The sequence below is a fragment of the Geobacillus sp. FSL K6-0789 genome (assembly GCF_038593135.1).
GTDB lineage: Bacteria > Bacillota > Bacilli > Bacillales > Anoxybacillaceae > Geobacillus > Geobacillus stearothermophilus.
Genome location: NZ_CP151966.1, coordinates 713623 through 728430 on the forward strand (window position 1 = coordinate 713623; position 14808 = coordinate 728430).

The 14808-nt window shown below is 52.8% G+C and carries 13 protein-coding genes and 3 pseudogenes; 11 read left to right on the forward strand and 5 right to left on the reverse strand.

Features of this window, described 5'->3' with window-relative positions; all coding sequences use genetic code 11:
- Window positions 1–8 precede the first annotated feature (8 nt).
- From NSQ51_RS03765 to NSQ51_RS03795, 7 genes and pseudogenes are all read left to right on the forward strand, one after another.
- On the forward strand, window positions 9–1289 hold the full coding sequence (locus NSQ51_RS03765) for an IS110 family transposase (protein ID WP_033013870.1): 1281 nt from the start codon (window positions 9–11) through the stop codon (window positions 1287–1289).
- Between the two features lie 396 nt (window positions 1290–1685).
- Complete coding sequence (locus NSQ51_RS03770; RefSeq protein ID WP_033013778.1) at window positions 1686–1919, forward strand: DUF2249 domain-containing protein; 234 nt, start codon at window positions 1686–1688, stop codon at window positions 1917–1919.
- A 105-nt stretch (window positions 1920–2024) separates the two neighbouring features.
- Complete coding sequence (locus NSQ51_RS03775) at window positions 2025–2603, forward strand: molybdenum cofactor guanylyltransferase (protein WP_033013777.1); 579 nt, start codon at window positions 2025–2027, stop codon at window positions 2601–2603.
- A 235-nt stretch (window positions 2604–2838) separates the two neighbouring features.
- On the forward strand, window positions 2839–3957 hold the full coding sequence (locus NSQ51_RS03780; protein WP_033013776.1) for a TIGR04053 family radical SAM/SPASM domain-containing protein: 1119 nt from the start codon (window positions 2839–2841) through the stop codon (window positions 3955–3957).
- A 211-nt stretch (window positions 3958–4168) separates the two neighbouring features.
- Window positions 4169–4754 (forward strand): annotated as a pseudogene (locus NSQ51_RS03785) (ABC transporter permease subunit); the annotation flags it as partial.
- 288 nt (window positions 4755–5042) lie between these two features.
- Complete coding sequence (locus NSQ51_RS03790) at window positions 5043–6218, forward strand: nitrate/nitrite transporter (RefSeq protein ID WP_121650191.1); 1176 nt, start codon at window positions 5043–5045, stop codon at window positions 6216–6218.
- A 296-nt stretch (window positions 6219–6514) separates the two neighbouring features.
- On the forward strand, window positions 6515–6952 hold the full coding sequence (locus NSQ51_RS03795; protein ID WP_049625535.1) for a hypothetical protein: 438 nt from the start codon (window positions 6515–6517) through the stop codon (window positions 6950–6952).
- A 14-nt stretch (window positions 6953–6966) separates the two neighbouring features.
- On the opposite strand, the gene NSQ51_RS03800 is transcribed toward NSQ51_RS03795, so the two are convergent.
- Window positions 6967–7665: a Crp/Fnr family transcriptional regulator gene (locus NSQ51_RS03800; RefSeq protein WP_289493448.1), complete on the reverse strand. Its 699-nt coding sequence runs from the start codon at window positions 7663–7665 to the stop codon at window positions 6967–6969.
- Window positions 7666–7884: 219 nt separating this feature from the next.
- Here NSQ51_RS03800 and modB point away from each other — a divergent pair, with 219 nt between their 5' ends.
- Window positions 7885–8547: a molybdate ABC transporter permease subunit gene (gene modB / locus NSQ51_RS03805; protein WP_033845516.1), complete on the forward strand. Its 663-nt coding sequence runs from the start codon at window positions 7885–7887 to the stop codon at window positions 8545–8547.
- A gap of 54 nt (window positions 8548–8601) precedes the next feature.
- Window positions 8602–9627 carry a GTP 3',8-cyclase MoaA gene (gene moaA / locus NSQ51_RS03810; protein WP_049625254.1) on the forward strand — a complete coding sequence of 342 codons (1026 nt, stop codon included), beginning with the start codon at window positions 8602–8604 and terminating at the stop codon, window positions 9625–9627.
- Between the two features lie 101 nt (window positions 9628–9728).
- Here the strand turns inward: moaA and ric are convergent, their stop codons facing one another.
- Window positions 9729–10436: an iron-sulfur cluster repair di-iron protein gene (ric, locus tag NSQ51_RS03815; protein ID WP_342462732.1), complete on the reverse strand. Its 708-nt coding sequence runs from the start codon at window positions 10434–10436 to the stop codon at window positions 9729–9731.
- Window positions 10437–10636: 200 nt separating this feature from the next.
- Between ric and NSQ51_RS03820 the strand changes: the two genes are divergently transcribed.
- Complete coding sequence (locus tag NSQ51_RS03820; RefSeq protein ID WP_342462733.1) at window positions 10637–10873, forward strand: hypothetical protein; 237 nt, start codon at window positions 10637–10639, stop codon at window positions 10871–10873.
- Between the two features lie 242 nt (window positions 10874–11115).
- Here NSQ51_RS03820 and NSQ51_RS03825 read toward each other — a convergent pair.
- From NSQ51_RS03825 to NSQ51_RS03835, 3 genes and pseudogenes are all read right to left on the reverse strand, one after another.
- Window positions 11116–11469, reverse strand: a pseudogene (locus tag NSQ51_RS03825) (transposase); the annotation flags it as partial.
- A gap of 620 nt (window positions 11470–12089) precedes the next feature.
- Entirely contained in the window at window positions 12090–13526 is a 1437-nt protein-coding gene (locus NSQ51_RS03830; RefSeq protein WP_047817981.1) for a DDE-type integrase/transposase/recombinase, read from the reverse strand.
- 170 nt (window positions 13527–13696) lie between these two features.
- Window positions 13697–14188: pseudogene (locus NSQ51_RS03835) on the reverse strand (thiamine pyrophosphate-dependent enzyme); the annotation flags it as partial.
- A gap of 207 nt (window positions 14189–14395) precedes the next feature.
- Between NSQ51_RS03835 and NSQ51_RS03840 the strand changes: the two are divergent.
- Window positions 14396–14803, forward strand: a complete 408-nt coding sequence (locus tag NSQ51_RS03840) for a hemerythrin domain-containing protein (RefSeq protein WP_049625424.1) — start codon at window positions 14396–14398, stop codon at window positions 14801–14803.
- Window positions 14804–14808: the final 5 nt, after the last annotated feature.

Below are 14808 nucleotides of genomic sequence, written 5' to 3' on the forward strand. Positions count from 1 at the left end.
GACTTCAGATGAATTGTACACAAAACTATAAAATTGATCAAGTTACGGAACAAACGCTTGTCGTGGGCATCGATATCGCGAAACGAACCCACTACGCCTGCTTCGTGGATGACCGGGGGCGCGTGCTTCGCAAGTCGTTCCCGATCTTCCAGTCGAAAGAGGGGTTTCAGCAGCTGTATAAAGCGATTCAGGAGGCGATGCAAGCGTTTGGGAAGTCAGAGGTGATCGTCGCGGTGGAGCCGACCGGGCACTACTGGTTGAACCTGGCCTACTTCCTCGAGGAGCACGGGATCCCGTTGGTCATGGTCAACCCGGCGCATGTGTGCCGGTCGAAAGAACTCGATGACAACCTGCCGACGAAACACGACGCCAAAGACGCCCTGGTCATTGCCAGACTGGCAAAAGACGGACGATTCCTCGTTCCCCGGCTGCTGCACGAGATCGAAGCCGATTTGCGCGTGGGAAGCACGCTCAAAGAGAAGCTCCGCAAGGAACAGACGGCGGTGAAAAACGCGATCGTCCGCTGGACGGATCGGTATTTTCCAGAGTTTTGGACCGTGTTTCGTGACTTGGGGAAAACGGCGCTTTCGGTGTTGGAGTGGACGCCGCTTCCGGCTGATATGGCCGGTCGGACCGCCGAGGAGCTCATCGAGGTGTACCGGCAAAGCAAAGGGATGAAATGCCCGCAGAAGGCCAAAATTCAGGCGTTGATCAACACCGCGAAGGACTCGATTGGGGTGACGGAAGGGACAGCGATGGCCCGGTTTGAGATCGCCGCGCTCGTCCGCCGATACCGCCAATTGGAGGCGGAGATCGCTGCACTGGACGCCGAGTTGAAGGCATTGGTTCAAACGACGATGGAGTACCAATGGTTGAAAACGGTCGACGGGTTGGGAGACGCCACGATCATCGATCTGCTGGCGGAGATCGGCAGCTTCGCCCATTATCGGGACCCGCGCCAATTGGTGAAGTTGGCGGGCCTGACGCTCAAGGAGAACTCCTCCGGCCAGCGCAAAGGGCAAAAGCACATCTCCAAACGGGGACGGAAACGGTTGCGCTCGGTGCTGTTTCGGGCGATGATTCCGCTGATTCGGCATAACGAGGCGTTTCGCGAGCTGCATGAGTATTATACGACCCGATCCGTCAATCCGCTGACCGGAAAGCAGTCCATCGTCGCCTTGTGCCGGAAGCTGTTGAATGTGCTGTTTGCGATTTGTACGAAGAAACAAGCGTTTGACGCGGAGCGAATGAAACAGGACGTCTTGTCCCAGGTGCAACGGGCGGCCTAAGGCCTCCCCCTGCGAACGGAAGAATCGTTGGACAACGAGATGACACCGGAGAAGCTGGCGTGATTTCATCCATTCGACCTTGAGTCCCTAAAGGAGCTTGGCCGGCCTCCGCCTGATGACGAGACCGAACGAGGGAATGTTGGCGCGAAGACGCCCGGAGACATGGGAGGGTTCGTCCTCATCAGCGACGCGGAGATCCAAAGGGTGCATCGAATATGCTTCCCCCCACGGCAGGAAAATATCCCCAGCCGTGGCCGCGAAGCGCACCCTAGGTCTGTAAGATATCCACAAAACTGAAAAAGGATGTAAGGGATTTTGTCGAAAAATATTTTTTGGACACCCCTGAGGGGCCGAAAAGCCTTGATACATCAACATTTCTAGAGGGAGGCCAATGTTATGAACCAATTTGCTGCCAAAATCCACGCCCCGGACTATCCGCCGCGCGATCGCCATCCGGCAATTTTTCGGCTGTTTGACAATTTGAAGCCGGGGGAAGTGATGGAGCTGACGAATGACCATGACCCGCGTCCGCTGCAATACCAATTCATGATGGAGCGTCCGGATCAGTTTACATGGGAGTACTTAGAGGAAGGGCCGGACGTATGGCGGGTGGCCATCGGCAAAAAATAAATCATCCGCTCCATAGGGATTTCCGTCGACAGGCGGAAATCTTTTTTTTTCGCCGGTTCGTATGGTACGGTAGGGACAGATGATGTTCGGAAAGAGGGGATAGAGATGAAACGAGCCATTGCCGGAGCGGTGCTCGCCGGCGGCCAGTCGCGCCGGTTCGGGCGGCCGAAGGCGTTTGCGCTGCACGAAGGCGCCCCGTTTTTCACTTGGTCGGTCGCGGCGCTCGATCCGATCGCGGATGAATTGTATATCGTCAGCCACCCGTCGCTTGTCGATGAATTCCGCCGCCAAACGGATATCCCGGTGCTGCTCGATGTCGAGCGCTGCCGCGGCTGTGGGCCGCTGGCCGGCCTTTACACCGTTATGGAACAGAGCCGAGCGGATTGGGTGTTCGTCTTGCCGTGCGACATGCCGTACATGCGGCGGGAAGTGACAGAGCGGCTTGCTTCCTATATTGATCCGATGTTTGACGCCATCGTCCCGCTCCATGGCGTCCGTCCCGAACCATTGGTCGCCTTATACCACCGACGGCTTCGCTCCGTGATCGCCGAGCTGCTTGATGCCGGCGAACGGCGGATGATCTCGCTTATTGACCGCGCCCGCGTCCGCTATGTTGACGCCCAACAGCTTGCCGCGGATGAAACCGTATGGCGCAATGTCAATACGGAGGGAGAGTACCGGTGAAGGGGGAATTGTGGCCGAAGCAGACATAGCATATACTTTTTTTCAATCAGAAGAGCCATCCTTGCTTTACTTTTTGGGCGTATGTCGGGTCAATATATTATACCGCCTGTTCAGATGGCTGTCATCTTCGCCCATGGTACGATCGCCCTCTGTTGTGGCTTTGCTGTGGATGTGATCGATATCACATAACGCGCCTGAATGTTGCGGTACAATGGAGGCCAAGGAGGGGGCCGCAATGCGCGATTTTAATGAAAATCCGTTTATTGTGATTTGGGAATTGACGAGAGCTTGTCAACTCAAGTGCCTTCATTGCCGCGCCGAAGCGCAATACCATCGCGATCCGCGCGAGTTGACGTTTGAGGAAGGGAAAAAACTGATCGATGAGATTTACGCGATGGATCAGCCGATGCTCGTCTTTACGGGCGGCGATCCGCTCATGCGTCCGGATGTGTACGATTTAGCGAAATATGCGATCGATAAAGGGCTGCGCGTGTCAATGACGCCAAGCGCGACGCCGAACGTGACGAAAGAGGCGATCCGCAAAGCAAAAGAGGTCGGCCTGTCGCGCTGGGCATTTAGCCTTGACGGGCCGAACGCCGAGATTCACGACCATTTCCGCGGCGTGAGCGGCTCGTTTGATTTGACGATCCGTGCGATTCAATACTTGCATGAGCTCGACATTCCCGTGCAAATCAACACCGTCATTTCGCGATACAACGTTCATGTGCTTGATGAAATGGCGGAATTGGTTGAGAAGATGAAATGCGTCCTTTGGAGCGTCTTTTTCCTTGTGCCGACAGGCAGGGGGAAGGAGGAGGACATGATTTCCCCCATCGAGCATGAGCGGGTGTTCCGCTGGTTGTATGAAACGAGCAAGCGCGTTCCGTTTGACATTAAAACGACAGCCGGCCAGCATTACCGCCGCGTTGTGCTGCAGGCGAAAATGCGCGAAGGAAAAGCGACAAAAGGCGGCATCCGTTACGAAGATGTGTTGAACCAAGGGTTGACCGGACAAGTCGACGGGCTCGGCCGCGCGCCGAAAGGAGTAAACGACGGCAACGGTTTCGTCTTTATTTCCCATATTGGCGACGTCTATCCGAGCGGGCTGCTGCCGGTCAAAGCCGGGAACGTCCGGGAAACGCCGCTGGCGGACATTTACCGACACTCGCCGATTTTCCAAGACTTGCGCAATCCGGACAAATATAAAGGAAAATGCGGCGTCTGCGAGTTCCGATATGTGTGCGGCGGCTCTCGTTCACGCGCTTACGCTGTAACGGGCGACTATTTGGAAAGCGAGCCGTATTGTGTTTACATTCCAAAGGCGCTGCGGACAAAAGAGCGAAGCCAACGGTAAGAAGGCGGTGAAAAACAGCCGCTTAAAATGACGGCGCTACGGCGTTCGTGAGATGGTTGCCCGGGCGCATGCGGCGGATGTTGGATGTGTGTTCAAAACATACGGGGGAGGAGCAGGCGCCCTTCCCCGTTTTTGTTGAAAGATCATTCGTGGTTCAACTCGACTATAAAGGTCTCGGGCCCGGTCGGCGCCGCGCTTCCTCCTTTTGGTGTTTGTCGCTGCGCTGTTGTTGAATGCTGTTTTGTTTCTTTCGCTCGGCCTGCTCGTGATGGCGTTGGGCATTTTGGTCTTGGTGATTCCGCCTACTTTCGAAGAGTTTGCCCGCATGGTCTGCTTTTTGTTGTTATGTCTTGTGTATATCGCCTTTTGGCTGAATCTCGGCATTTTGTTTTCCGTCGTCTTCCGCCAGGCGGCGACATCCGCGTTGTCGTCGATGGCCGTTTGGCTGTTTTTCAATCTTTTCTACTCGATGATCGTGGAAGTGTTTGCGAAATCGTTTTTGCAGTTTGATGCCATTACGTCCGTCGAGCAGGCGGTCGGCCGTCAAGAGTTGGTGCTTGGTCTCATGAGATTGTCGCCGAGCTACTTGTTCAATGAATCAACAACCGCCTTTTTCGCCGGACGTCCGAACGCTAGGGATCGTCACGGTGGAGCAAACGGCCGGCGCTGTTGAGACCCCCTTGCCATTCTCGCAAAGTTTGCTGCTCATTTGGCCGCAGGTGACCGCGCTCATTGCCGCCACTCTCATCTGCTTTGCGATCGCGTATTGGTTGTTTATGAGGCAGGAGATACGGGCGGAGTGGGTGAGAAAACAAGTTGTTTCCGTAGACGGGGCGGAAGAGATGTGTGCGCCCAACAGCGTTTCTTATCGTTCGGATGTGAAAAACGTTCTGCCAAATCGTGTCCGTTCCTTTTGGGGACGGGCTTTTTCTTTTTTTGGATGTGACAAAACCGTGACAACGCTTGTGGCAAAATGGTGACAACAGGCAAGAATGTGATAAGCCTCACAAATCTGTTTCCTTTTCCTGTGTATGATGGAAGTACAAACAGCGTCACAAATTTTGAAAGTTTGGGAGGGGCTTTTCATGAATAAACAAAAGGCGCTGCTGCCGATTACGACGTTCGCCATGTTGTTTTCATTCGCCGTGTGGGCCGTGTTTTCGCCGCTTGCGAGTACGTTTCAGCAAATGTACGGGCTGACATCGACGCAAAAAAGCATTTTGGTCGCCATTCCGGTGCTGCTTGGCTCGATCATGCGTGTGCCGCTTGGCATTTGGACGGACCGGATCGGCGGGCGCAGGCTGTTTTCGCTGCTGCTCTTGTTTCTTGTCATTCCGCTTGTTGGCGCAGGGTTTGCAGATTCGTATGCGATGCTTCTGTTTTGGGCGTTTTTCATCGGCATGGCCGGAACGTCGTTCGCCATTTCGATGACGTTCGTTTCCCGCTTGACTCCGCCGGAAAAGCAAGGGACGGCGCTTGGGATTAACTCGATAGGCAACATCGGCACGGCGGTTGCTTCGTTTTCCGTTCCATCGATTGCCGCAGCGTTTGGTGTGCCTTGGGCTTTTTGGGGGATGATCATTCCGGTTGTCGTCATGCTCGTTCTCGTTTGGTTTTTCACACCGGATATGCCGAAACCGAAACAACAAAAAACGGTGCGTGAATCGCTGTCGGTATTGAAATATAAACATACGTGGACGTTGTCGCTCTTTTACTTTGTTACGTTCGGGGCGTTTGTCGCTTTCGGCATTTACTTGCCGTCGCTGCTCGTTGACTTGTATGGGTTGACGCCAGTGGATGCTGGGATGCGCGCGGCTGGGTTTACTGTACTCGCTACGCTCGCGCGGCCAGTCGGCGGCTATCTTGGCGATAAAATCGGAGCTGAACGGGTGTTGACGTTCGTCTACGCTGGAATGACAATCGGCGCGTTGGTGATCGCGTTTGGAATGGAAAATATTTGGGTGATGACAGCGGCTTGTTTGTTTGTGGCCGTGATGTCTGGGCTGGGCAACGGTGCGGTGTTCAAACTCGTGCCGCAGCTGTTCCCAGCCGAAACGGGCGCCGTCACCGGCCTTGTCGGTGCCTGGGGCGGACTTGGCGGCTTTTTTCCGCCGATTGTCATGGGGATCCTGAAAGATGCAACAGGTTCGTACGTGCTCGGTTTTCTGCTCCTTAGCTTGTTTGCCCTTATTTGCTTCTTGCTGAACCGGCTCGTATTTGGCAAAAAAGCCGGCGAACCGACGAAGCGATACGCATCGTAAAACCCGATTCCAGATCCAAAGAGGCCAAAAGCATATGCTTTTGGCCTCTTTTTGGTTTGCGGAGGTACAAGTTCAACGAAAGGATGGAAAATGGCGATCCGCAAAGAGGAAGGTCGTTCTCCGTTAGTGAATAGGGCTACATTCGTTACGGTTGCTACATTGCGAATATTTATTGCTCATTATTTCACGAACTTTTCAAACATGGCCGCTCCTTGGTGATACAAATCACTAGGGGAAAAGGCAGAAATGGCGTACGCTGAAGGTGTAAATCAAATCAACTGAAGGGGGGGAAAACAGTGAAACGAAATGTGTCTACGTTGTTGTCAGTTGCGTTGGTTGCATCGCGTTTGGCCGCATGCAGCAACGGGGGAGGAGGAGAGGCAAAGGCGGAAAATAAAAACGGAACAGCGGCAACTACGCAACAGTCTGCTGCGAACATGTTAGCGGCGCATAAAGGATTGAACCAAGCACCGGTGCCGTTGAAAATGGAGCGGATCGGTCTGCATGACGTCCGCGTTGAAATGACGGCGCAAATCACTGACATTGAAATTGACAAAGGGAAAACGTATTATACGGCGGTGAAAAGAAAAAGAAGTGATTCGCATCACAATCGAAAAAAAGAGAGCGTCCGGCAGGCCGCGAACAACGGTCGGTCGGGCGTTCTTCTAATCAGCGCGCCAAAATGGCTTGGTCGTTGCTGTGTATCGAAGGGGAACGATCAGACAGACCCCTAACTACGGTGCACCGCTCACTCAATGCAACAAATATCCGCCGGACAGTCTTCGCATTGAATTTCCGTTTTCAAATAGTTTAAATCATGAACCGTAATTTTCCCCCGCTTCATCGAGATAATCCCTTCCTGTTTTAACGCATTGAGCATCCGGTTGACGCTTTCGCGCGTCGTGCCGCAAAAGTTGGCCAAGTCTTGGTTTTTTAACGTTACGTCAATGAAGATGCTTCCATCTTCAAGCGGGACGCCATAACTGTTGCATAAACGAATGAGTGTTGAATAGAGCGCCCCTTTTTTGCCGTGCATGATAAGATCGCGAAACTTCATCTGCGTCCGCCGGACATGCTTGCTGATCCAGCGCATATATTCAAGGGTAAGGGGCGGATTGATCAGCAGCTGCTGTTCCAGTTCCTCTTTGTTTATGACTGCCGCTTCGCCTGGCTCTATTACCTTGGCCGTCAACAAGTAGCGTGCATCGTTCGTAAACAGCGTCAGCTCGCCGACGATTTCCCCGCTTCCGCAAATGCGGAAGCACATTTCTTTTCCGTTCGGGCAAATTTTGCTCACTTGCACTTTGCCGGAAAGAATCAAGTACAGCTCATTGGCCGGCATCCCTTCTTGGAACAAAAAGGAGTGCTTGCGAAGTGGAATCACTTTTTTCGACGATTGCAACAAAGAACGTAAATGGGGAAAATATCCATTCACTGCAGCTTCCATCGATAGCCCCTCCATTCATTCAGCTATTTCTATTGTAAAAATCATCACAGCGGGAGAGAGTGAAAAAAATCACCGGTTACTGTTTTTTTGTGCGAGGCGTCACAATTTTTTTCTAAATTGGTTTTTCCTTTTTCTATGTTACAATGTGAGTAGCATCACAGCATTCTACTGTTTGTTTTCGTATGGTAAAAGGGAGACGGAACAGAGAGAGGCTCGTCGATGGAAGAGTTTTGGTCACCGGTATGGTTATCGATAAACGTATCGCTTCTTGCCGGCGTGATCGTCGCAATCCTTGGAACAGCGGCGGCGAGGTGGATGGCGCGCCGCCGGTTTCGTGGGAAGACGATCGTGGAGACGGTGTTTATGTTGCCGCTCGTGCTGCCGCCGTCGGTTGTCGGTTTTTTGCTTGTTGTGCTGTTTGGGCGGCATAGCCCGATCGGACAGTTGATGGAAACGTGGTTTCACACAACGGTGCTGTTTACACCCGGCGCGGCGGTGATGGCGGCGGTTGTTGTGTCGTTTCCGCTCATGTACCAGGCGGCCAAAGCGGGTCTGGAAGCCGTTGATCCAACCGTTGAAGGAGCGGCGCGCATCGATGGGGCGAATGAGCGCCAAGTGTTTTGGCATATTTCGCTGCCGCTGGCCAGAAACGCCTTGTTGTCCGGGGCGGTGCTGTCGTTTGCCCGCAGCCTGGGGGAGTTTGGCGCGACGCTCATGTTTGCCGGGAATATTCCGGGAAAAACGCAAACGATCCCCACCGCTGTCTATATGGCGATGGAGTCGGGGCGGATGGAGTTGGCGTGGGCATGGGTGGCGGTCACGATTGGATTGTCATTTAGTTTATTGTCCTGTGCGGCGAAACTAGGCCGTTGGCAGCGATAAGGAGCAGGCCGTTGGAACATCACGCGGCCCATGAAAGGGAAAGGAGGGAGCGACATGGAAGAGCGCGACCGGGTGAAGATCACCGACCGCCTCGCCCGCCCGCTTCGCGATTTGCGGTTGTCGGTCATCGACCAATGCAATTTTCGCTGCGTCTATTGCATGCCTGCGGAAGTGTTCGGGCCGAATTTTCGCTTTTTGGCGGAAGACCAGCTGTTAACCGTTGACGAAATGGCGCTTTTAGTGGAATGTTTTGTCGAGCTTGGCGTTGAAAAAATCCGCCTGACCGGCGGCGAGCCGTTGCTTCGGCGCGACCTCGATGCGCTCATTGAGCGGCTGTCCGCGCTCCCTGGCCTGCGCGATATTGGATTGACGACCAACGGCGTTCATTTGGTGAAATGGGCGCAGCGGTTGAAAGAAGCCGGGTTGAAGCGCGTCAACGTCAGTTTGGATGCGTTGGATGATGACATTTTCCGAAAAATGAACGGCATTGGCATCGGCTCTGCTCCGGTGTTGAAAGGCATCGAAGCCGCCCTGGCGGCGGGGCTTGGAGTAAAAGTGAACATGGTCGTCAAAAAAGGATGGAACGACTCGCAAATCGTGCCGATGGCGGCCTACTTTAAAGACTTGGGCATTCCGCTCCGCTTGATTGAATTTATGGATGTCGGCACAACGAACGGCTGGGATTATTCCCATGTCGTGACGAAAAAAGAGATGTATGAACAAATCAACGCCATGCACCCTCTTGAACCGGTTGAAAAAGCGTACTTCGGCGAAGTGGCGAGCCGCTATCGCTACGTCGGCACAGAGGTGGAAGTCGGCTTTATCGCCTCAGTGACGGAAACGTTTTGCCAAAGCTGCACGAGGGCGCGCATTTCCGCCGATGGCAAGCTGTACACGTGTTTGTTTGCTTCTGAGGGCGTGTCGTTGAAAGACAAACTGCGCGCCGGCGCGGGGAAAGAAGAGCTGAAGGCGTTGATCGCCGCCATTTGGAGCGAGCGGACAGACCGCTATTCGGAAGAACGGACGGCAGAGACGGCGAAACAGCGCCCGAAAATTGAAATGTCGTATATTGGGGGATAACAAAGAAACGGGGCTGCTCTTTTCGTCAAAGAAGCAGCCCTGCTTTTTATCGCTCGATGCGCCTGCCTTTACCTTAGAAATAGGGGAATGGATTCGTCTGCTTATGCCTTCACCGCCGCCAACACGCGCGGGAAGAGGATGTTGTTTTCCAAATGGATGTGGGTAAACAAATCGTCTTCGAGCGCCGCGAGTCGGTTGTAGACGAGCCGGTACGTGCCGCACGCGTCTTCCGGCGGGGTGAAGTCGTTGGTGATTTCACGAATTTCTTTCATCAAATCGCCGGCTGCGTCATGTTCATTGACCAGTTCGCGAATGGCCCGCTCGACCGCCTCCTGGTTTTCCGGCGACGGGTTGTCGGCAAATTGCAAAATGAGCGGGAATGCGCCCGTTTCCTCTTTAATGAGATGTTGCTCAAGCTCCGTTTTTAACTCATGAAACAATTTATGCACGCGGGACAGATGCGGATGGTGCATGCCGTGCACGCGCAATACTTTCGTGACATACGGACTGAGCTGCGGCAGTTCCTCGTTCAAATAGCGGTGGTGCGTGTTGATGATATGATCGACCAAATCGGCTAGCGGCGCTTCGCTCCAGTTTCCGGTCGGCTTGTTTTGTGCTTCAGCATAAAGGGTGTTCAGCTCGCGAAGGAGCGCTTCGCCATCAAGTCCGCGCTCTTCGATGGCTTCTTTTAACGGGCGCTGTCCGCCGCAGCAAAAATCAATGCGCCGCGCTTTAAACAAATCCGCTGCTTTCGGAAATTGAGTGACAATATCGCCGATCAACGATTGTTCGGTAAACCGCTGTTCCATTTCGGATCCCTCCATCACCAAATCGTTACAGCTTCAGCATACCTTGTTTTGGACGTCAACGTTGTGACACATCTCACACAAACGAAAAAAGTAGACAACAAGGAAATGTGATGAACATCACAACAGTGGCTCCCTTCTTTCCTGTACAATAAAAGAGACGAAATCAGCTGATCGATCGAGTCGAAAATCGGGCTCAAGACGTGCTAAACTATATTCAAGAACAATACCGCTATGCGGATGAAGTGATGCAAGAGCTCGAACAGTCCGCTGCTTTGTTTGGCGAAACGCGGGAGATGATTTTGCGGCATATTGCCGATGCGAGCGTCGTTGATGAAAAGTTGGCAGAAGGCATAAAACAGCTGCCAATGGCAACAACGTTGAAAGAACGATATGGTTGCCGCCAGCCGTATGATCGGGTAGCGTCAAAAGTTTTATGAAAACTCCACATCCGCCATCCCATGGAGCATCGTAAGGTATCCTTGGAGCCGGATTCGCCCTTGACCAACACCCGCCAAAGGTGTGAAAGGGACGTCAAGGGCGACGGGGACAAAAAAGAGGGCATAGGAAAGCCGCTCTTGCCCTTACCGAATTTTACCTTTGACGAGGTTCGGTTGGTCAAGGGTTCTCTTCGCCGAATCCGGCTGTTCTTCTGATCCATGGGCTCCGGCGGACAAAAAAGTTAGGCTGCCTCTTGTTGGAGGAAATCTTGAGCCATGGCGATCAGCTTCGTCCACCGGGCCGGCATATGGGGCAGATCGGCGAGCTCCGGGATGACGACAGGAACCCGGCCTTCGAGTGCACCGTGCGGGCGCAGGAAGTGGAAATACGCCACAAACAGCGTGACAAAGGACACCGAGCCTTCTTCCGCGCCAAATCCGTGAGTCGGCCGATAGTTTTTAAATGTCCGGTTGAATCGCTCGATGATTTGTTTGAGCGCGCGGAACTCTTCGGACACCGGATCCTCATTGGTCAGTCCGATCGCTTGGCGGACGTCAAACGGAATCCCGTGCTGGGCTTCGTAGTCGGCTAAAAGCTGCCGGTAGTCGAGTGTTTCTGGGACAACGATGATGGGAAGGTCATCGACTTGAAGTTTTCGGTACGGTTTTCGAACTGGTTCGTCCATGTCTTTGCGGCTTAAGGATTTTCCTAATAAGGCACCAATTAAATAGACAATGATTTGATGTTGGGACTTGATTATTTCGAGCAAATAGGCTAATAAATAATTGAGGTGACAAGCTTGTCACTCCTTTGTTTTGGGTGTTGGGTGTGGGGTTACCTCAATGATGGCCGAAAACAACGGGGGTGGCAAACTTTTTTTCTTCCAACGGTTGAAACTCAGGAGAAAACCGTGAGTGTGGAGGATAAACTTTTGACAATACCAAATCAACGGTAGCGTCAAAAGTTCTATGAAAACTCCACACAGATCATCCCATTGAGCATCGTGGGGCATGCGGAGGGCCGGATTCGCCCTTGACCAACACCCGCCAAAGGTGCGGAAGAGTCGTCAAGGGCGACGGGGACAAAAAAGAAGGCAATAAGAAAGCCGCCCTTGCCATGACCGAATTTTACCTTTGGCGGTGTTCGGTTGGTCAAGGGTTCGCTTCGCCGAATCCGGCAGGAGTTCTGTTCAACGGGCTCCAGAGGACAAAAAAGTCAGGCCGCCTCTTGTTGGAGAAACGCTTGTGCCATGGCGATCAGCTTCGTCCACCGGGCCGGCATATGCGGAAGATCCGCCAGTTCCGGGATGACGACCGGCACCCGGCCTTCGAGCGCGCTGTGTGGGCGCAGAAAGTTGAAATACGCCACAAACAGCGTCACAAAGGACACCGAGCCTTCTTCCGCACCAAACCCATGGGTCGGGCGGTAGTTGCCTTTAAAGGTCCGGTTGAATCGCTCGATGATCTGCTTGAGAGGGCGAAACTCTTCCGAGACCGGATCCTCATTGGTCAGCCCGATCACTTGGCGGACGTCAAATGAAATCCCGTGTTGGGCGAAGAAGTGTTGCGCCAGCAGATAAATCGGGTTGCCATCCACGACGAACGACAAGTCGTCTGGGAGGGACGCTAGCTTCCTGAGGACATCATCGATGGCCTTGATGGCCGAGAGCGTGTCCCGGTTGGGCGAGACGCGATACGACAGCACGATCTTTTTGACGGCGTCAAACATAAAGAACAGGTAATGCCAGCGCCCTTTGACGCGAATATACGTCTCGTCCCCGCAAAACGAACCGGACAGCTCATACGGGAACCGGTCGACAAAGGGCTTGATCCAAAGCGCGACGCTGTTGGCGTAGTTGAGCACCGTCTGATGGGAGATCGAGACGCCATGGATGTCCTTCATGGCGGCGGCGGTCTCCCTCGAGGACATCCCAAAGTTGACGTAGTACGTCAACACGAGCCCCAACACGTGCGGCGACGCAGCCAGCCGGGACAAATCGACCTTCGGCTTGATGAGCGACGAGGAAGCCAACGGGAGAAAGTCAAACAAGAACTCTCGAAACAAATACCGCACCTTGAAGGCTTGAGGATCCTGTTGAAACTGTTGGCGCTCCTTCTTCGTCATCCGGCGAAGGTTGGCCTGGTAAAACGGGCAAGCGTTGTTCTTGCACTTATAGATGTTGTATTCTTTGCGTTCCTTGATTTTTTCCAGCGTCTTTTTGCAGTGCGGGCAGCGAAAGACCGCTTGCTTGGTGAACCGATTTCGGTGGTTGAACCGGCACTGGCACACTTTGCATTGGTATTGCCCTTTTCCGCCGTTATTGGCGTACAGGTAAGAAGAGGGAGCCTGGCAGCGAGGGCAGGTCAACGAATCCGGAACACGGTGTTTCGCATTCGCGCGGCGCTGGATGGGCCGTAAAGGACGTCCGTGCTGGGCTTCATAGTCTGCCAACAGCTTTCGGTAATCAAGGGTTTCCGGCACATCGATGATCGGAAGGTCATCGACCTGAAGTTTCCGGTACGGCTTTTGGATGGGTTCGTCCAAGTCCTCGAGATTCAAGGATTTTCCCACGATCACACCCATCAAATACACAATGATTTGATATTGGGTCTTGATTATTTCGAGCAAATAGGCTAATAATTGAGGTAACAAAGCTTGTCACTCCTTTGTTTTGGCTGTTGGGTGTCGTTACCTCAATGATGGCCGAAAACAACGGGGGTGGCAAGCTTTTTTTCTTCCAACCGTTGAAACTCAAGGGAAAACCGTGAGTGTGGAGGATAAACTTTTGACAATACCGCTTTGCCCGGAGGGGGGGAACGATTCGGATAGACGTTTTCTTCCTCGGCAATACTGAAATCAAGCAAGACTGGCCCATCATGTTTTAACGCTTTTTTTATGATATCTTCCGCTTCCTCTTCTGAATCGATCGCATATCCTATGGCTCCGTATGCTTCGGCAAGCTTAGCAAAATGGGGGGATGTAATCTTCACTGCTGAATAACGCTTTTGGTAAAACAGTTCCTGCCATTGACGCACCATTCCTAAGTAGCCATTATTCAAAACGGCGATTTTAATTGGAAGTTTGTAGGTGACGGCGGTCATCATCTCTTGTACATTCATTTGAAAGCTGCCATCCCCGCTGATGTAAATCACCGTCTTGCCTGGCGAGGCGACAGCAGCGCCAATGGCTGCCGGAAGGCCATACCCCATCGTTCCGAGTCCGCCTGACGTTAAAAATGTGCGCAGTTTTGTGAATGTATAGTGATGGGCTGTCCATATTTGGTGTTGCCCGACATCGGTGACGACAATGGCCTCTTCTTTCGTCAAATGGGAAGATCAACCATTTTTCCACTTCTTTTTAATTTTCTTACATTTTAAACAACGGATGTGATCACTGTATGTGAATATCGTCACATTAAAGTATAAGGAACATCTTTTTCTGTTTTTGCATAATCGATTAGGTGTTTGGAAAATATAGTTTAGTGAGAGAAATCGGTGCAAATAAGGAAGTGAGATGATGAAATGAGAGGGCCGTCACTACGGAAATTGGAAGCGCACCGTTCTATTCATCATGGCGCCTTTGTCGAAGCGAAGCGCCTGACAGAGTTGTTGGAAACATTGTATGCCGATGGGCGTTGTGGGCATGCCGCTGAAGTGGCGGATGCCCTTGTCGAGCACTGGGAAACACGGATCATCGCCCATGCGGAAGCAGAAGAAGAAGGCTTTTACCGCGAGAAGGCAAAGGAGAGAGGGGAGCTGTCCGAAGTGATTGCTCAGCTCAAGCGCGACCATGACATGATGAGAACGTTGATTGCTGAAATTAGGAAGCGACTTCCAGAACAGATCGACCGCGAGGTGTTGACCCGCTTTCACACGCTGCTTCATATCAACCGCATCCATAGCACGGATGAAGAGGCGCTGCTTTTTTAGCTGCT